This window comes from Pseudomonas sp. EA_15y_Pfl1_P101 (assembly GCF_963970835.1).
Lineage (GTDB): Bacteria > Pseudomonadota > Gammaproteobacteria > Pseudomonadales > Pseudomonadaceae > Aquipseudomonas > Aquipseudomonas tritici.
The window spans coordinates 113,524-132,514 of record NZ_CAXAPA010000015.1 but is presented as its reverse complement, the minus strand read 5'-3'; the positions used below and the strand labels follow the sequence as shown (position 1 = coordinate 132,514).

The 18,991-nt window shown below is 59.1% G+C and carries 15 protein-coding genes and 2 pseudogenes; 14 read left to right on the top strand and 3 right to left on the bottom strand.

Annotated features, from left to right (window positions below; genetic code table 11):
- The first annotated feature begins 88 nt into the window (after positions 1–88).
- From AACY36_RS22275 to AACY36_RS22225, 11 genes and pseudogenes are all read left to right on the top strand, one after another.
- Positions 89–3,850, top strand: coding sequence for a hypothetical protein (locus AACY36_RS22275; protein ID WP_339497578.1), 3,762 nt, complete (start codon positions 89–91; stop codon positions 3,848–3,850).
- 680 nt (positions 3,851–4,530) lie between these two features.
- Positions 4,531–5,802: an ABC transporter substrate-binding protein gene (locus AACY36_RS22270; protein WP_370467894.1), complete on the top strand. Its 1,272-nt coding sequence runs from the start codon at positions 4,531–4,533 to the stop codon at positions 5,800–5,802.
- An 88-nt stretch (positions 5,803–5,890) separates the two neighbouring features.
- Positions 5,891–6,781 (top strand): carbohydrate ABC transporter permease, encoded by an 891-nt coding sequence (locus AACY36_RS22265; protein ID WP_339418443.1) that lies wholly within the window; start codon positions 5,891–5,893, stop codon positions 6,779–6,781.
- Between the two features lie 10 nt (positions 6,782–6,791).
- The gene (locus AACY36_RS22260) at positions 6,792–7,622 is read left to right on the top strand and encodes a carbohydrate ABC transporter permease (RefSeq protein ID WP_339418442.1); all 831 of its coding nucleotides are present in this window, start codon (positions 6,792–6,794) and stop codon (positions 7,620–7,622) included.
- Between the two features lie 39 nt (positions 7,623–7,661).
- Entirely contained in the window at positions 7,662–8,765 is a 1,104-nt protein-coding gene (locus AACY36_RS22255) for an ABC transporter ATP-binding protein (protein ID WP_339418441.1), read from the top strand.
- An 18-nt stretch (positions 8,766–8,783) separates the two neighbouring features.
- Entirely contained in the window at positions 8,784–10,274 is a 1,491-nt protein-coding gene (locus tag AACY36_RS22250) for a mannitol dehydrogenase family protein (RefSeq protein WP_339418440.1), read from the top strand.
- A 44-nt stretch (positions 10,275–10,318) separates the two neighbouring features.
- Positions 10,319–11,800 carry a xylulokinase gene (xylB, locus tag AACY36_RS22245; RefSeq protein ID WP_339436708.1) on the top strand — a complete coding sequence of 494 codons (1,482 nt, stop codon included), beginning with the start codon at positions 10,319–10,321 and terminating at the stop codon, positions 11,798–11,800.
- Positions 11,801–11,812: 12 nt separating this feature from the next.
- Positions 11,813–12,748 (top strand): carbohydrate kinase family protein, encoded by a 936-nt coding sequence (locus tag AACY36_RS22240; protein ID WP_339418438.1) that lies wholly within the window; start codon positions 11,813–11,815, stop codon positions 12,746–12,748.
- A gap of 87 nt (positions 12,749–12,835) precedes the next feature.
- Positions 12,836–13,105: pseudogene (locus AACY36_RS22235) on the top strand (DUF2790 domain-containing protein).
- Between the two features lie 195 nt (positions 13,106–13,300).
- Complete coding sequence (locus AACY36_RS22230; protein ID WP_339418437.1) at positions 13,301–13,558, top strand: DUF2790 domain-containing protein; 258 nt, start codon at positions 13,301–13,303, stop codon at positions 13,556–13,558.
- 80 nt (positions 13,559–13,638) lie between these two features.
- Positions 13,639–14,037, top strand: coding sequence for a hypothetical protein (locus tag AACY36_RS22225; RefSeq protein WP_339418436.1), 399 nt, complete (start codon positions 13,639–13,641; stop codon positions 14,035–14,037).
- On the opposite strand, the gene AACY36_RS22220 is transcribed toward AACY36_RS22225, so the two are convergent.
- On the bottom strand, positions 14,034–14,303 hold the full coding sequence (locus AACY36_RS22220) for a DUF1652 domain-containing protein (protein WP_339418435.1): 270 nt from the start codon (positions 14,301–14,303) through the stop codon (positions 14,034–14,036). The genes AACY36_RS22225 and AACY36_RS22220 overlap by 4 nt on opposite strands.
- A gap of 226 nt (positions 14,304–14,529) precedes the next feature.
- Positions 14,530–15,570, bottom strand: a complete 1,041-nt coding sequence (gene ilvA / locus AACY36_RS22215; RefSeq protein ID WP_339428007.1) for a threonine ammonia-lyase, biosynthetic — start codon at positions 15,568–15,570, stop codon at positions 14,530–14,532.
- Positions 15,571–15,846: 276 nt separating this feature from the next.
- Here ilvA and AACY36_RS22210 point away from each other — a divergent pair, with 276 nt between their 5' ends.
- On the top strand, positions 15,847–16,047 hold the full coding sequence (locus tag AACY36_RS22210; RefSeq protein ID WP_314570019.1) for a ParD-like family protein: 201 nt from the start codon (positions 15,847–15,849) through the stop codon (positions 16,045–16,047).
- Complete coding sequence (gene map / locus AACY36_RS22205; protein WP_339497577.1) at positions 16,047–16,802, top strand: type I methionyl aminopeptidase; 756 nt, start codon at positions 16,047–16,049, stop codon at positions 16,800–16,802. The genes AACY36_RS22210 and map overlap by 1 nt, the downstream gene beginning before the upstream one ends.
- A gap of 191 nt (positions 16,803–16,993) precedes the next feature.
- Here map and sfnG read toward each other — a convergent pair whose 3' ends face one another.
- Entirely contained in the window at positions 16,994–18,079 is a 1,086-nt protein-coding gene (sfnG, locus tag AACY36_RS22195; protein ID WP_339428008.1) for a dimethylsulfone monooxygenase SfnG, read from the bottom strand.
- A 254-nt stretch (positions 18,080–18,333) separates the two neighbouring features.
- Here sfnG and AACY36_RS22190 point away from each other — a divergent pair.
- A pseudogene (locus AACY36_RS22190) lies at positions 18,334–18,946 on the top strand (acyl-CoA dehydrogenase family protein).
- Positions 18,947–18,991: the final 45 nt, after the last annotated feature.

The window sequence follows — 18,991 nt, the reverse complement described above, 5'->3', positions numbered from 1 at the left end:
CTACTGTCAACTTTGACAGCTATACGCGCCACACCCAGGGGTGTGTGATTTCCTTACCCAGCTTTACGCTGCATAAGGAGCGCTCGCTATGAAAAAATTCACGTCCTCCAACTTGCCTTGCCCTGTCTGCAAACCCCATCGCCATGGGCCAAAGCCCCCTGTCATTGTCGACCCGCTGGACCCACCCTTCGTCAGCGACGCAGTACGACCGACTCCAGGCGCTGATAGCGGCTTGAATATTCGACTGGTGGAGCCCTGGCTTACGGTGCGTTTCAGCAAGTGGTTCAACTTCAACGAGGGCGACACGTTCAGGTTATTCATGGGCAGTTTCACCTACGCCATTGCTGCCGATGAGGTCAGGCACGAGGACTTGGATCCGGATAAGAATTTTTTAACGCTGGTGATCCCTGAGGGGTTGGTTCCGAGGGGCTTTGTTTATCCGTGTTTTGGCCAAGTGAAGAGAGTGGGCAGCGACACCCCGAGCACCTCCCCTTATGAAACCTGGCTTGTCAAAACCGACCGTCCCGGCGGCGTCAGCACCAATCCCTACTATCACTCGCGCCTGGTCATCCATCTACCGCCTGATCTGGTGGGGGGTGTACTCGACCCCGAGCGGGCTGAGCAAGGCGTTGACTTGACGGTTGATCCTTACCCGAACATGGCGTTGGGAGACACTGTCGAGGTGTGGTGGAACGGTCACCCAGTGTTCCTAGAGATTGATCAAGACCACCTCGACGGTATCAAGCCGATTGTCGTGCATGTACCGGAAGCAATCATCATCGCCGGAGGCAGCGGCGTGGTGGTGATTTACTTCCGGATCTTCGACATCGTGTTCAACTACTCGGGGGAAGTGCCGCAGTGGTCGAAGCCTGAGAAGGTGGAAGCCGATCTGGACCTATATGCGCTCGAACGGCCACACTTGGTGGTCAACGGGGATTCAGTGACTGAGGTCAATGTAGACCTTGTTGGTGATGGCCCCTATGAAGGGGAGGTCTTCGTTCCCAGAAAGCTACCCGATGGCACGACCACGCCTGTCGGCACGTTGATCCACCTGACGCTCGTCGTGTTCGATGATAATGGCGAAAATACCGTCACCCCATTACCCCCATTTCCCGCTCGAATCGGCCTGTCGGCCACCACCGACATTGACCCCAAATATATTCAACTGGCGGTTAACGGCCGCGCCCAATTGTTCTACACACTGACCACCGCCACTGGCACGCTCCTCGGCACCTCGCGACGCTTGAACGTCCCGGTTTCAGGCACGAAAAAGTCGATGCCGGCAATGACCATCGATAAAAGCGAAGGTGGCTTTATTGATCCATCGATCGAACATTTCCAGGCTTTCTTCCCGAAATTCTCCCCCTATAACGCTGACTGGAGCGTCATCTTCCGCATGGAGGCCCTGGACCCGACAGGCCGGCTGGTCGAGTACGAAGAAGAATTGCTGGCTGGCGCAAAAGAGCCACCCCCGCCCCCTCGCACAGTGCTCCAGGAGCAGTTTTCGCGTTTCATCGGGCTGGGACTGGTCCGCGTGTTCTACCTCGTCAACGACGGCCAAATGCGGATCATGGGGCAAGGCATTCACGCGGTGCGCAAATCCGAGGTTCTGGAAGTAACTTTCGGCGCAGCAGTACGCTCAATGCCCGAACCAAAACTGCAATACGCAGACCTGTTCAAGAACTTGGACATTGATAGCATTATCGGCACCACGCTCAACTTGACCTTGACCGAAACGCGTACGTTCCCTGGCGACATTCTCGAGTGGTTTTGGAGAGGTTCTGCCAGCAACGGCTCCGTCAGTGATGACGTGACACTCAACTCATCGACAGCGGGCAGGCAGGTCGTGATCCCAGTAGAGGCGAAATACGCCATTGCCAATAACGATGGAGAAATTCGTCTCAGCTACACACTCCAACCGGCGGATGGCAGCGCGAAACGCTTTTCGGATGTTCTGCTCATCACAGTGGGAAAAGCACTCGAACTGACACGACCGGAAGTCGCAGAAGCAACCCGCTATCCCGACCAACTGGCGGCAGTTGCCGCTACGCAGGGAGCGACGGTCGTGGTCGATATTGCGCAAATGCGACCCACTGACCAGATCGAGACCTGCTGGAGAGGAATCCCAGAAATTGGTACCTATTGCGAAACCCAGGATGGCAATACATCGAAAGTCCTGCATATCGACATCGCCCCAGATGTAGTGGGTGCCAACATCCAGGAGCAAGGGCGCTTTATCACAGTGCAGTACTTCGTAATCCGGGGCCTGCACAGAACGCCTTCGCCCGTGTTGAACCTGGAGTTGTTACCACCGCCATTCCCCAAACCCTATCTGGAGGGCCATGCGTTGGATGCGGTGCTGGACATCAGCACACTGAAGGGCACCGAACGCGCCTTTGTCGATCGCTGGTTCTTCATCCATCACTTTCAGCGGGCGTGGTTCGAAATGCTCGGTACCTATGCAGACGGCAATCAGTTTTACCATGCCTTCTACTATGGGGACCTGGTGGGACTGGACGGCGAGCAGAACGGTCTTCATCCACTTGCACCCATTGCGCAAATACGCAAGCTCTTGGACGGCACGCAATTGACCATGCGCTGCGCAGTCACTTTCGACCAGAGCCCGGACCTGTCCAATGCTGTAAGGTTTTTGCAACGCGACTACACCGTCAGGGCCTTGCCTGCGCAGTACCCGGTGCCCATCTTGGAAGAGGCAAGCGGGTCCGGCACGTTGGTGACATTGGCGCCGCTGAATGCACAATACGGTGCGAATCTGCGGGTGAGCTATGGTCCGATGAGCACCACCGACAAGATCTATGTGGAAGTTCTAGGCAGTGCCGGCGCCGGCTCGGCTACCATCGGGCCGATCTACGGGGAAACCGATGGCACCGTCATTGTTCCCCTGGACGCCCCATTGATTGCCGCCAATATCCGCAGCACCACGAGCCAATTCACAATCAGGTACACGGTTACCAAAGGTACGGATACCCGGCCCTCTGTCTTGCTCACGGTGAATCTTGAACCGTTGCCTCAATCCGAGTTGAAAAAAACCGTGATCAAGATCGATGAAGCCACACCTGCCGGCGTGATCGATTTGGACACATTGATCGGTAATGCCACCGCCAGGGCGACGACCTGGCCATTTATTGCACGGCACCAACCCGTATGGTTCAAATTGTTCGGTACCGACCGCGACGGTAAGGCGCACAACTTGACCCTGCTGGACGGTACGGTCTATGGCGAGGTTGACGCTGCCTGGATCAGCCAGGGTTATCACCTGGAGACGGTGTTGAGCAGTTACCTGCACGACCTAGGAAGCAACAGCCTGCTGACCCTGCAGTTAAAGGTGGCGTTCAACGGCGTCAGGGATGAGGGGCAAGCGATTGAGTTTCCGCCAACGCGTTACACAGTAAAAAACGTGATGGTTCACGACTGCACGACATTCACCAACAATTACGTGAATTACTGGCTCAGTGAGTGGCCTGATGTGGGCATCCGACGCGAACCCAATGGCAACTTCTTTTGGCAGGCAGGCCCCATGACTGCCAACGGGGTCCGACTGTACAAAACCTTGACGCCTGCCACCGCAGGCTATTACCGGATCAGTTTCAGGTATCGGATCAACAAGTTCGCCGCCATTGGCGCGCCAACGTTCATTGAAATCCGGCTGGGCACACTCAACAGCACGCCTCAGGTCCCCGCTATCAATACCTGGCTGAATGTCGACATTCCGCTCGGCTACTTACCCGGCAACCCGTTTGTCGCCTCGATAGCCTTCAGAAACCCAACCACCGGCGGGATCTATGACCTGGATGATATTTGCATCATCCAGACCCCCTATCCGATATGAGGTAGATGCAAAACAGGGATCAGTACATGTACTGATCCCTGTGCACTTTCTTGTTTATCCTGCTAATAAATAGACCCAGGCAAACATGTCAGGGCTTTACACACGCTTGTAACGGTTCGCTGAACTCCAGTCCGGTGGGGCAAGTGTAGGGATATTGAAGCCACCGATTAATGTTGGCGTTCCAAACACATCGGTAGAACCCGCCCACCCTGTCTTGACTTTTAAAATAGCCCGCTACCCTGCAAGGAAGCTCAAGTGTTTCCGCAGGTTCCGTTAGCTGCGTATTACAGGCGCTGATCGAAACAGCAATGACCAAGCCCACTGCGATTTTATAAAGTGCGTTGTTTTTGAGGATTGCGCGAGAACCGTTCATAAACATCTCCTGGTTGGGTTGTGCCGAACCATTAACCCTCCAGTGCTCATAAGCGTCTACTGTCAGAACTAACAGGTCGGCGCCACTGTAGGTGCCGTTGAACCTTTTGCAGGCCGAGTGCAAAAAAGTATCAGTCCCAGTGCTCCCAAGGATTTGTCACAGCGCCATTTGAGGGCTGTAATCAACGCACACTCTTCCTGCTGTCGTGGAAGACACAACAACAATAACTGTCCTTCTGTAGCCCCTGGGCGCAGAAATGGAGTGCGCGATGAAGTTCACAGCAAAAGCTCTAATTGCCTTTTCTTGCATGACCCTCAGCGCCGTCAGCCTTGGCGCGCAAACCCTGACGATTGCGACCGTCAACAACAGCGACATGATCCGCATGCAAAAGCTATCGAAAACCTTCGAGGCCGAGCATCCGGAAATCAAGTTGAACTGGGTGGTGCTCGAAGAAAACGTACTGCGCCAACGCCTGACCACTGACATTGCCACCCAGGGCGGACAGTTCGATGTGTTAACCATCGGCATGTACGAAGCAGCACTTTGGGGTGCCAAGGGTTGGCTGGAGCCGATGAAGGACTTGCCGGCGTCCTACGACCTCGATGACGTATTCCCTTCGGTGCGTGACGGTCTGTCTGTCAAAGGCTCGCTGTATGCCCTGCCGTTCTACGCCGAAAGTTCGATCACTTATTACCGCACCGACCTGTTCAAAGACGCCGGGCTGAGCATGCCCGAGCACCCGACCTGGACCCAGATCGGCGAATTCGCCAGCAAACTCACCGACAAGACCAAAGAGCAATACGGCCTGTGCCTGCGCGGCAAAGCCGGTTGGGGTGAGAACATGGCGCTGATCACCACCCTGGCCAATGGTTACGGGGCGCGCTGGTTCGACGAGAAGTGGCAACCGGAATTCAACGGCCCTGAATGGAAGGAGGCGCTGAACTTCTACGTCGACAACATGAAGAAATCCGGCCCGCCGGGTGCCTCCAGCAACGGTTTCAACGAAAACCTGGCGCTGTTCAACAGCGGCAAGTGCGCAATCTGGGTCGACGCCAGCGTCGCCGGCTCGTTTGTGACCGACGACACCCAAAGCAAAGTGGCTGACCATGTCGGCTTCACCTTTGCCCCGCACGAAAAAACCGACAAAGGTACGTCGTGGCTGTACTCCTGGAGCCTGGCAATCCCTACCAGCTCCAAGGCCAAGGACGCCGCCAAGGTGTTTACTACCTGGGCCACCTCCAAGGAATATGGCGCATTGGTCGCCAAGACCGACGGCGTTGCCAACGTACCCCCTGGCACGCGCAAGTCGACCTACAGCGACGCGTACATGAAGGCCGCGCCGTTTGCCAAGGTAACCCTGGAATCGCTGAAAGTGGCGGACCCGACCAAACCAACGCTCAAGCCGGTGCCGTATATCGGTATCCAGTTGGTCACCATTCCTGAGTTCCAGGCAATTGGCACCCAGGTCGGCAAGTTCTTCTCGGCCGCTCTGACCGGTCAGCAGACGGTGGATGCTGCACTGACCGCCGCGCAGACCAACACCGAGCGTCAAATGAAGCGGGCGGGTTACCCCAAGTAAGGTGAGCCTTCCACTGTAAATGTGGGAGCAAGCCTGCTCCCACATTTGACCGCACTCCGATTCTTGCTCTGTACCGGTCTCGAATACCATGAATACAACACCCAAAAATCGCCTGGCCAACCCCGGCTGGTTCCTCGTCAGCCCCTCCGTGGCTTTGTTGCTGCTGTGGATGATCGTGCCCCTGAGCATGACCCTGTACTTTTCGCTGATCCGCTACAACCTGCTCTACCCTGGCGAAAACCAATTCGTGGGGCTGGAGAACTTCACCTACTTCATCACCGACTCGGGCTTCCTGCCAGGTGCCACCAATACTCTGTTGCTGGTAGGCAGCGTGCTGCTGATCAGCGTGGTGTTCGGCGTGTTGATCAGTGCCCTGCTGGAGGCCAGTGAGTTCTTCGGTCGCGGCCTGGTGCGGGTGTTGTTGATTTCGCCCTTCTTCATTATGCCCACCGTCGGCGCGCTGATCTGGAAGAACCTGATTTTCCACCCCGTGTCGGGGATTCTCGCCGCCGTGTGGAAGTTTTTCGGTGCCGAGCCGGTGGACTGGCTGGCGCACTACCCGTTGCTGTCGATCATCATCATTGTGTCGTGGCAATGGCTGCCCTTCGCGATCCTGCTGTTGATGACTGCCATGCAATCCCTCGACCAGGAGCAAAAGGAAGCCGCACGCCTCGACGGTGCCGGCGCCATCGCGATCTTCTGGCACCTGACGCTGCCCCACCTGGCCCGCCCGATCGCCGTGGTGGTGATGATCGAAACGATCTTTCTGCTCTCGGTATTCGCCGAAATTTTCACCACCACCAACGGTGGCCCCGGTTACGCCTCGACCAACCTCGCCTACCTGATCTACAACCAGGCGCTGGTGCAGTTCGACGTGGGCATGGCCTCGGCCGGCGGCTTGATTGCCGTGGTCATCGCCAATATCGCGGCGATCATCCTGGTGCGGATGATCGGCAAAAACCTGACTGACAAGCCTTGAGGGCCGCGCCATGACGCTTCAACAATCCCGCCGCCTGCAAAGCCTGCTGCTTGGCACATTGGCCTGGGCCATCGCGATCCTGATCTTCTTCCCGATCTTCTGGATGGTGCTGACCAGCTTCAAGACCGAAATCGACGCGTTCGCCACACCGCCGCAGTTCATCTTCACGCCAACGCTGGAGAACTACCTGCACATCAACGAGCGCAGCAACTACTTCAGTTATGCGTGGAACTCGGTGCTGATTTCCTTCAGCGCCACGGCCCTATGCCTACTGATCTCGGTGCCGGCCGCCTACTCCATGGCGTTCTACGAAACCAAACGCACCAAAGGCACGCTGTTGTGGATGCTCTCTACCAAGATGCTGCCGCCGGTAGGCGTGCTGATGCCGATCTACCTGCTGGCCAAGAGCATGGGCCTGCTGGATACGCGCATTGCGCTGATCATCATCTACACCCTGATCAACCTGCCGATCGTGGTGTGGATGGTTTACACCTACTTCAAGGACATTCCCAAGGACATCCTCGAAGCCGCCCGCCTGGATGGCGCCACTCTGTGGCAGGAAATGGTCCGCGTACTGCTGCCGATCGCCAAGGGCGGCCTGGCGTCCACGGTGTTGCTGTCGTTGATCCTGTGCTGGAACGAGGCGTTCTGGTCGCTGAACCTGACTTCGTCCAGCGCCGCGCCGCTGACCGCGTTGATCGCCTCCTACTCCAGCCCTGAAGGCTTGTTCTGGGCCAAATTGTCCGCCGTCTCGACCCTGGCCTGCGCGCCGATCCTGATCTTCGGCTGGATCAGCCAGAAACAGCTGGTGCGCGGTTTGTCCTTCGGCGCCGTGAAGTAACGGCTGCCTAATAAAAAATTCAAAGCGGAGGCCCATCCCATGGCCAACCTGAAAATCAAGAATCTGCAAAAAGGCTTCGAAGGCTTTTCCATCATCAAGGGCATCGACCTGGAAGTGAACGACAAGGAATTCGTAGTATTCGTCGGCCCCTCGGGCTGCGGTAAGTCCACGCTGCTGCGCCTGATCGCGGGCCTTGAAGAAGTCAGCGAAGGCACCATCGAGCTGGATGGCCGCGACATCACCGAAGTCACCCCGGCCAAGCGTGACCTGGCCATGGTGTTCCAGACCTACGCGTTGTACCCGCACATGAGCGTGCGCAAGAACATGTCGTTTGCGCTGGACCTGGCCGGTATCGACAAGAAGCTGGTGGAGAGCAAGGTCAGCGAAGCGGCGCGCATTCTCGAGCTGGGCCCGTTGCTGGAGCGTAAGCCCAAGCAGCTGTCCGGTGGGCAGCGTCAGCGTGTGGCGATCGGCCGCGCGATTGTGCGTAACCCGAAGATATTCCTGTTCGATGAGCCGCTGTCCAACCTCGACGCCGCCCTGCGCGTGCAGATGCGCCTGGAGCTGGCGCGCCTGCATAAAGAGCTGCAGGCGACCATGATCTACGTGACCCACGACCAGGTTGAAGCCATGACCCTGGCCGACAAGGTCGTGGTGTTGAACAGCGGCCGTATCGAGCAAGTCGGTTCGCCACTGGAGCTGTACCACCAGCCCGCCAACCTGTTTGTCGCGGGTTTCCTCGGCACGCCGAAGATGGGCTTCCTCAAGGGCACGGTCACCCGTATCGAAAGCCAAGGCTGCGATGTGCAGTTGGACGCTGGCACCACCATCAGCCTGCCGTTGAGCGGTGCCAGCTTGAGCGTCGGCAGTGCGGTGACCCTGGGCATCCGCCCTGAGCACCTGGAAATCGCCGCACCGGGGCAAACCACACTGACCGTCACCGCCGATGTCGGCGAACGCCTGGGCAGCGACACCTTCTGCCACGTCATTACCGCCAACGGCGAGCCGCTGACCATGCGGATTCGTGGCGATATGGCCAGCCAGTACGGCGAGACGCTGCACCTGCACCTGGACCCGGCGCACTGCCATCTGTTCGACACCGACGGTGTTGCCGTGGCCCGCCCACTGCGCGCTGCCGCCTGATCTCGCGAGTATTCCGTCATGAAGCTGAATAAACAGAACCTCACCCAGTTGGCACCGCAAGTGAAGCTGCCAACCTATGCGATTGCCAGCACGTCCCAGGGCATTGCGCACATCGGTGTCGGCGGCTTTCACCGCGCGCACCAGGCGTATTACACCGATGCGCTGATGAACACGGGCGAAGGCCTGGACTGGAGCATCTGTGGCGTCGGCCTGCGTAGTGAGGACCGCAAGGCGCGTGACGATCTGGCTGGCCAGGACTACCTGTTCACCCTGTATGAGCTGGGCGACACCGACGACACCGAGGTGCGCGTGATCGGTTCGATCAGCGACATGCTGCTGGCTGAAGACGGCGCCCAGGCGCTGATCGACAAGCTGGCCAGCCCGCAGATTCGCATCGTCTCGCTGACCATCACCGAAGGCGGCTACTGCATCGACGACAGCAATGGCGAGTTCATGGCCCACTTGCCGCAGATCCAGCACGACCTGGCGCACCCCACGTCACCGACAACCGTATTTGGCTTTATCTGCGCCGCCCTGACCAAACGCCGCGCCGCCGGCATCCCGGCGTTTACCGTGATGTCCTGCGATAACCTGCCGCACAATGGCGCTGTCACGCGCAAAGCGCTGCTGGCCTTCGCCGCCCTGCACAATGGCGAGTTGCATGACTGGATCAAGGCCAATGTGAGCTTCCCGAATGCCATGGTCGACCGCATCACGCCCATGACCAGCACCGCCCACCGCCTGCAACTGCACGACGAACACGGCATCGACGATGCCTGGCCCGTGGTGTGCGAACCCTTCGTGCAGTGGGTGCTGGAGGACAAATTCGTCAACGGACGCCCGGCCTGGGAAAAGGTCGGCGTGCAGTTCACCGATGACGTCACGCCTTATGAAGAAATGAAGATCGGCCTGCTCAATGGCAGTCATTTGGCACTGACCTACCTGGGCTTTCTCAAGGGCTATCGGTTTGTTCACGAGACCATGAACGATCCGGTGTTTGTCGCTTACATGCGTGCCTATATGGACCTTGATGTCACGCCGAACCTGGCGCCGGTACCGGGTATTGATCTGACGGACTATAAGCAGACCTTGGTGGATCGCTTCTCCAATCAGGCGATTGCCGATCAATTGGAGCGCGTGTGCTCGGACGGCTCGTCGAAGTTTCCCAAGTTCACCGTCCCAACCATTAACCGGTTGATCGCCGATGGCCGCGAGACCGAGCGCGCCGCGTTGGTGGTGGCGGCCTGGGCGCTGTATTTGAAAGGTGTGGATGAGAACGGGGAGAGCTACAAGATCCCGGATCCGCGGGCTGAGTTTTGCCAGGGACTGGTGAGTGATGACGCGCTGATCAGCAAACGCCTGTTGGGGGTGGAAGAGATTTTTGGTACAGCTATTCCCAACTCGCCTGCGTTTGTGGCAGCTTTCGAGCGGTGCTTTGTCAGCTTGCGTGACAACGGTGTCACCGCAACACTGCAACACCTACTCAAGAAACCGGCTCCCACATTTTGATCGGGTTACCACTCAAACAATAATACTGCTGAGCAAAAATCCTCATGACCCAGCAAAACCTGTTTCTCGGCATCGACTGCGGCACCCAGGGCACCAAAGCCATCGTCCTCGACGCCTCCAGCGGCAGGGTGCTGGGACTCGGCGCAGCGGCGCACACGCTGATCAGCGGCGCCAATGGCCGTCGCGAACAGCACACCCAGGAATGGCTGGACGCTTTCACCGAAGCCACCCACTGCGCCCTGCAACAGGCCGGTGTGGATGGCCAGGACATCCTCGGCATCGGTGTTTCCGGCCAGCAACATGGCCTGGTGCTGCTGGACGAGAAAGGTCAGGTGCTGCGCCCGGCCAAGTTGTGGTGCGACACCGAAACGGCGCCGGAGAACGACCGCCTGCTGCACCACCTCGGTGGCGAAAGTGGTTCGCTGGAACGCCTCGGCGTGGCGGTTGCGCCGGGCTACACCGTGTCCAAGCTGCTGTGGACCCGCGAACAGCATCCGGACATTTTCGCGCGCATCGCGCACATCCTGCTGCCCCACGACTACCTCAACTACTGGCTGACCGGTCGCGCGGTCGCGGAATACGGCGATGCGTCCGGTACGGGGTATTTCAACGTGCGCAGCCGTGAGTGGGATGTGGCGCTGCTCAAGCACATCGACCCGAGCGGTCGCCTGGAACACGCCTTGCCGGAACTGATCGCGGCCGATCGACCCGTCGGCACTCTCTTGCCCGCTATCGCCGAACGCCTGGGCATCAACCCCAACGCCATTGTCTCGAGCGGCGGCGGCGACAATATGATGGGCGCCATCGGCACCGGCAACATTGCCCCAGGCGTGATCACCATGAGCCTGGGTTCGTCGGGCACCGTGTATGCGTTCGCCGACCAGCCTAACGTGAGCCCGCAGGCGTCGGTCGCCACGTTCTGCTCGTCCAGCGGCGGCTGGTTGCCACTGATCTGCACCATGAACCTGACCAATGCCACCGGGGTGATCCGCGAGCTCTTCGACCTCGACCTGGCCGCGTTCAATGCGTTGGTCGAACACGCCCCTGTCGGGGCCGAGGGCGTGAGCATGCTGCCCTTCCTCAACGGCGAACGCGTGCCCGCCCTGCCCCACGCTACGGGGAGCCTGCATGGCCTGACCATGACCAACCTGACCCGCGCCAACCTGTGTCGCGCGGTGGTCGAGGGCACCACCTTCGGCCTGCGCTACGGCCTCGACCTGCTGCGCCAGACCGGCCTGCAAAGCCACAGCATCCGCCTGATCGGCGGCGGTTCGAAAAGCCCTGTGTGGCGGCAGATGGTCGCCGATATCATGAACACTGAAGTGATCTGCACTGAACAAAGCGAAGCCGCCGCCCTGGGCGCGGCGATCCAGGCGGCGTGGAGTCAATCCGGCGAACCCCTGGCCAGCCTGTGCGACAAATGCGTGAGCGTCGACCCGGCCAGCCGGACCCTCCCGGTGGCGGCCAATGTCAGCGCCTATCAACAGGCATACGAGCGCTATCAGCAGCTTGTGGCAACCCTTTAAGAGCGAACGACTATGTATCTGGTGTGTGGCGAAGCGCTGTTTGATTTTTTCAGCGAAGAAGATGCCAGCGGGCAGGCTTCCAAGGTCAATTACAAGGCGATTGCCGGCGGTTCGCCGTTCAACGTCGCCGTCGGGTTGCGTCGCCTGGGTATCGAAGCCGGGCTGTTTGGCGGTTTATCCAGCGACTTCCTGGGGCGCCGCTTGTTGCAGGTGCTCAAGGATGAAGGCGTGAGCGAGCAGTTCCTGGTGGAATTTGCCGCGCCGACGACCTTGTCGATGGTCGCCGTCGGCGCCAATGGCTCACCGCAGTACAACTTCCGCGGCGAAGGCTGTGCCGATCGATTGTTGGAAATCGCCCACCTGCCGGAGTTGGGCGATGACATTCGCGGCCTGCATATCGGCTCCTTCTCGCTGGTGGTGCAGCCGATTGGCGACACCCTGCTGAGCCTGGTCAAACGCGAAAGCGGCAAGCGCCTGATCAGCCTCGACCCCAACGTGCGGCTCAACCCGCAACCGGACCTCCAACTGTGGCGCGACCGTGTCGCCGAGCTGACCAAGCATGCCGACCTGATCAAAGTCAGCGATGAAGACCTGCACCTGCTCTACCCCGACCAGTCGCCCGAGAGCGTGCTGCAGGGCTGGCTGCAACATCGTTGTCAGTTAGTGTTCCTGACACGCGGTGGCGATGGCGCCAGCGTATTCAGCCGTCAGCATGGCACCTGGTCTGCACCCGCAGTCAAGGTTGTGATGGCCGACACGGTGGGCGCCGGCGATACCTTCCAGGCTGCCTTGATTGCCTGGCTGACCGAGCAGCAGCTGGATTCAGTGCAAGGCCTGCAACAGCTCACGCGCGCGCAGATTGATGCCATGCTGGGTTTCGCCATTCGCGCCGCTGCCCTGACCTGTGCCAAGACCGGGCCCGACCTGCCGTATCGCGAGCAGCTCTGATGAAGGTTTTGTCAGCCAAGTAACCATTAATCGATGGTTAATCCCGCAAGTCGACAGGCAAGTCGTACCCACTTGCGCAGAACCCCTATGACACTACGCACTTTAATGCTCGGCAGCGCTTTGGCGCTGGCCGCAGCCTCAGGCCTGGCCCAGGCCGACGATCAACCCGCCACTGCCAAACCCGTGCCTTACCAGTACGGCATGCCGATGAATATCGACAAGGTCCTGGCGATGAACGAAACCCCGACCGACGAATGAAAAGTCATCAAGGCCGATATCAAGTTTTTGGATAAGGCGGGCAAAGTCGAAGACGTGAGCTACCGAAAAATGTCCGATGCCTGCGACGTCCAAAACTGAGACGTTAAGACAACTGGGCGATACCGTGGGAAAGCCACCAGTAAACATGTAGGAAATACCCCAGAAACTCCCATTTAATCAATGATTAAGGTGGAGAGACAACAGTGAGACCAACCGCATTTCCAAGGCTATTGGCTAAAGGGGCGGTCACCGCTTCATCGCGTTGATGGACCGGACCACTGACGGAGAATCCTCATGAACATGCACAGCGTATTCCTGCTCGGCTGCACCTTGGCGCTCACCACCCTGTCGGCAATGGCACAGGCTGAAACAAAACCCGTGCCGTATCACTACGGCATGCCCATGGACATTCAGAAAGTGATTGCCATGACCGAGCCCCAGACCAATGACTGCAAGCTCATCGAAGCCCAGATCAAGTTCTTGGACAAAGCCGGTGAACTGCACTATGTGAGCTACAAAAAAATGTCCGAGGCTTGCCTGTTCCAAAACTGAGCAGGCTGCAGATAAGGGGGGCGTAATGCGTCAACAGGGGATATCCTTGCGCGCTCGTCAAACGGCTGAAAGGATTCGCCATGCAACTGCGCTTTCACACGCTCGCCCTCTGTACCGCCTTGCTCTGCTTCGCCCTGGCCTTGATATGGGGCCTGCGCCCCGAATGGATGTTGTGGCTGTGGAGCGTGGAGTACGCCAGCCCCACTGGCCTGGTTGCCCGACGTAACGCGGCGCTGTTCCTGGCCATCGGCGTGATGTTTTATCTCGCTCGCTATGCACCGCCCTCCCATACGCGACGCGCCATGACCACCGGTTTTATCACCGGATGCCTGATGTTGGCGGCGCTGGGGTTCAGTGAATGGATAAACGGCAATGCCGGACCCGGCATTCTGCTGGCGGTGGGAACGGAAACCGTATTGGGCCTGGCGTTTATCCAGGCCCACAGGTCTGCGGTCGTCCAACCTCAGGCGTCCCGTTAGTTGTAGCTTCGCCCTGCCACTTGTTTCAGGACGGGTGCCTGGGTGTGCTTGAGGTCTTCACGCAAACCGGTGATCAGGTTGCAGATGGCTCGGCTGCTGTCGAGTTTGTCAGCGTTTATGCCTTTGACTTCCAAATCCACCCGATCACGGTCGCGGTCGTCATAGACTTTGATCGTCAGCGAAGCATCTTCGGCTTTGGTGCATTCACACCGTTTGGGCAGGAAACTTCCTTCAATAATGCTGCGAAGTTCTAATTCCGAAAGCATGGTCAACCTCTCCTTTCTTGCGACTGCCAACAGATTGTTGTGAATCCGGCGAGCGCCTGCCCGCCGCGCCTTACCGACCTTGGAAGACGCTTACTGCACCCAAGCCTACTCGGCAAACTCCAACCTCGTTGTAACGATTCCTCATAAGCAGGCGTCGATTTCATATAACTAAAACTTGAACTTATAGAGGCTGTTAAATAATCATCGAACGGCTTCGATTAAACGTTTAACCCGCTACGTTGTGGAAGACAGCGCCGTGCGCGATCACCCTTTCAGCAACATATCGCAAACTATCAAAGTTGATATTGGCTCCAGAATTAATCGCCACCAGCGTCTGCCCGCGCACGCCACGTTCAGCAACGTGCTTGCAAATCCCCGCTACCGCCAAAGCGCCTGAAGGCTCGGTGATAGAGCGCGTATCGTCGTAGATCAGCTTAATTGCGCTGCAGAGTTCGTCATTACTCACGGTGATGACCTCATCCACCCAGTCCCGGCAGATTTCAAACCCATAGGCGCCGACCTGCGCCACTGCCGTGCCGTCGGCGAACCCGTCAACGCTGGGCAGCACCACCCGCTCACCGGCCCGCAGCGCCGCCAACAAGCAACTGGAGCCCTCGGGCTCGACGCCGATGATGCGCACTTCGGGGCGCAGGTATTTGACGTAGGCCGCCACGCCAGCGATCAAGCCACCGCCCCCAACCGGCACGAAGATCGCGCTCAACGAGCCTTGCTGCTGGCGCAGGATTTCCATGGCCACGGTGCCCTGGCCGGCGATCACCTCCGGGTCATCGAAAGGCGAAACGAAGGTGCACCCGGATGAATCGGCCAACTGCAGCGCGTGGGCCAGGGCAAAGGGGAAATTCGCCCCGTGCAGCACCACTTCGGCGCCCCGTGAACGTACACCCACTACTTTCAACTCCGGCGTGGTGCTCGGCATGACGATCCGCGCCTGGATCCCCAACGCCTTTGCTGCGAGCGCTACGCCCTGAGCATGATTGCCCGCGGAGGCCGTGATCACGCCACGCGCCTTTTGCTCAGGCGTGAGCTGCACCAACTTGTTGTAGGCGCCACGGATTTTGAAGGAAAAGGTCGGTTGCAGGTCTTCACGCTTGAGTAGCACCTGGTTACCCAACAACGCTGACAACGCCGGGGCGGCCTGCAAGGGCGTGCGCACCGCCAAGTCATACACCGGGGCGGCGAGAATCTTCTTCACATAATGTTCAAGCAGGCCCGGGTCGGCGGTGTGAGGCGCGGTACAGGTGCTCATAGGTATCTCCTGGCTTCTTGTAAAGGGCCCGGGAGACGGAAAAACAAAACCCGCCTCTAGGGCGGGTATGGGTACAGCCGTGCGCTATCCCGCCAAATGAGGAATGGCGGTAATAATAATGTTCTGCTGGCTGCACACGGTTTGAAAGGTCATGTGACGAAACTAACCGGCGGCCCGTGACTTCGTCAATGATGAAGCACCATTTAGCATCCGGGGCTTTACGATGGATATACGAAACGTATACGATTTGTATATTCATACCGCACAGTGAACATCATGGGCATCGTCAAGATCACCGACCAACTGCACGAACAACTGCGCCTGGCCAGCGCCGCGATGGACCGCTCCATCAACGCCCAGGCCGAGTTCTGGATCAAGATCGGCCTGCTTGCCGAACTCAACCCCAACCTGCCCTACAACGCGTTGATCAACAAATTGTTGCTCGACAAGCCCGACCTGATACGGGGGCGCACTTGATGATCAAGACTGCCCCGCAACTGGCCGTGATGCGTGAAGCCGGACGCCTGCTGGCACAGGTCTTCAGCATGCTCGACGGCTTTGTCGCCGCCGGCCGCTCTACCCTGGAGCTGGACAGCGCCGTCGAAGCCTTCATTCGCAATGAGCTCAAGGCCCGCCCTGCCAGCCTTGGCCAGTATGAGTACCCCTTCTCCATCAACACGTCGATCAACGAGGTGGTGTGCCACGGCATGCCCAGCGCCAAGGAGATTCTCAAGGACGGCGACATCATCAACATCGACATCACCCTGGAAAAAGGCGGTTTTATCGCCGACTCCAGCAAGATGTACATGATCGGCACCGTCGCCCCCAAAGCGCGGCGCCTGGTGGAAATGACCTTTGAGGCCATGTGGGCCGGCATCCGCCAGGTCAAGCCCGGCGCCCGCCTGGGCGATATCGGCCATGCCATCCAGAGCCACGCGCAAGCCAACGGCTACAGCGTGGTCCGCGAGTACTGCGGCCACGGCATTGGTCGGCAGATGCATGAAGAACCGCAGATCCTGCACTTCGGCCGCCCCGGCACCGGGTTGGAACTGCGCGAAGGCATGGTGTTTACCATTGAGCCGATGCTCAACCAGGGCAGCAGTAAAGTGCGCAGCCTGAAGGATGGCTGGACCGTGGTGACCAAGGACAACAGCCTGTCGGCGCAGTGGGAACATACCGTGGCGGTGACAGCGGATGGCTTCGAAGTCCTGACCCTGCAACCCCCCTCCTGAACCAAACGGGCGGCGCTTGCCATCGGTCAGCTCAAAGCGCTGGATCATCGCCGGGTCACCAGCCCTGGCTCTGTATGAACGCAAGGGTTACCGGCGATTTGCGCTGACCAACGACTATTACGAAGACCACACTGCGGCCCAGCGCGCGGCAGCCCGCTCATTACAAAAGCCTGCGTACCCTGAAGGATCCGTTAAGCCACCTGTTTGAGTGCAGCCTTGGCCTCCAGCTCGCGCACCAAAGGCAACACGCGTTTGCCGAAGTACTCGACTTCTTGCTGGAAGTGCAGGAACCCCGCGAGCACCAGGTCCACACCGACCGCCTTGAGCGCAACGATGCGTTCGGCGATCTGCTGCGGGGTGCCGATCAGGTCGGTCTTGAAGCCGTCGTTGTACTGCACAAGGTCTTCAAAGCTGGACTTGGCCCAGTTGCCCTCGCCTTCGGGTGAAGCCTTGCCGGCCTGTTTGGCCGCGTCACCAAAGGCATTCACCGCTTCCGGGTCGGCCTTGTCGATGATCTCCGCCAGCACCGCGCGGGCTTCTTCCTCAGTGTCACGGGCGATCACGAAAGCGTTGACGCCGACCTTGACCGAATGGTTATTCGCCGCTGCCTTGGCGCGGATGTCATCGACCTGGGCCTTGATGCCTTCTGGGGTATTGCCATTGGTGAAGTACCAGTCCGAGACCCGCGCGGCCATGTCCCGCGCCGCCCGTGAACTGCCGCCCTGGAACACCTCCGGCTGACCGATGGGCTTGGGCTTGAGGGTGTAATTGTTGAAGCGGTAAAAGTCGCCCTTGAAGGTGAAATCGTCCTGGGTCCAGATGCCTTTGAGGGCGCGAATGAATTCTTCGGAGCGGCGATAGCGCTCATCGTGCTCCAGCCAGTGCTCGCCGATGGCCTGGAACTCGCCCTTGAACCAACCGCTGACGATATTCACCGCGATACGGCCGTTGGTGAGCTGGTCGATGGTCGCCAGTTGCTTGGCCGCCAGCGCCGGCTGCCACGGGCCGGGCAGGATCGCGGCGATCACTTTGAGTGTGGTGGTCGCGGCCAGCAGCGCATGGCTGAACGCCACGGATTCGTGCTGGTTCTCGGCGCCGTAGCCGGCGGTGAAGCGGATCTGGGTCAGGCCATACTCGAAGCCCGCGCCTTCGGCCAGTTGCGCCAGTTTGCGGTTGTAGTCGATCCCCCAATCGGTACGTTGCTCGATCTTGCTGACCACTAACCCACCACTGACGTTGGGCACCCAATAGGCAAATTTCACGGCTTGCTGACTCATCAATCGGTACCTCGCACAAAAGGATGTACCGAACGCTTGAGCACCAAGCGTGCCAGGCCGGGGAAACGCCCAGGCCAAGGGGGTTGCCGCCAATGCTGGGGGCAGAGGCCAATGTTGCGGATTGCGCAGGTTTGTCGATCAGCTGTTGCCAGGGCAACAGTGCATCAGGGCTTTTTTCAGCAAATACGAGCGCCGGCACCCGGCACGGAGTGTGCAATCACCCCGGTACTGATCACTGCCCAGGAACCTTGCCCATGAGCGACCACCACGTCATCAACCCACTGTCCATTGGCGTCGACTACCCCACGTTAGCCGCGCGATTCCGACCGATCTTCCAGCGCATCGCCGATGGCGCGGTAGAGCGCGAACACACGCGCACCCTGCCCCATGAACCCATCCAGTGGCTCAAAGAGGCCGGTTTTGGCGCGGTACGGGTGCCGGTGGAATACGGCGGTGGTGGTGCTTGCCTGCCGCAGTTGTTCGAATTGCTGATCGAGCTGGCAGAAGCCGACTCCAACGTGCCCCAGGCCCTGCGCGGGCATTTCGCCTTTGCCGAAGACCGCCTGAACGCGCCACCCAGTGCTGGCCGTGACCTGTGGTTCAAGCGCTTTGTGGAAGGCGATATCGTCGGCTGCGCCTGGACCGAAATCGGCGTTGATCCAGCGGGCTACCAGTGAATTGTTCAACGCACTGGGGGCTTCGGATGTGCGTCAGGGTAAAGCGCTGGATCGGCATTGGCGTAATGCGCGGACGGTGTCGTCGCATAATCCGGTGATCTATAAGGCGCGGGTTGTGGGGGACTGGGTGATCAATGGGGCTGAGCCGCCGTTTGTTTGGCAGATTGGGAATGGCCCGGGCCGGGGTTGAGTCCGTGGGTAACCCGGCAGGACGCCGGGTTAGCCGTGACCCAAA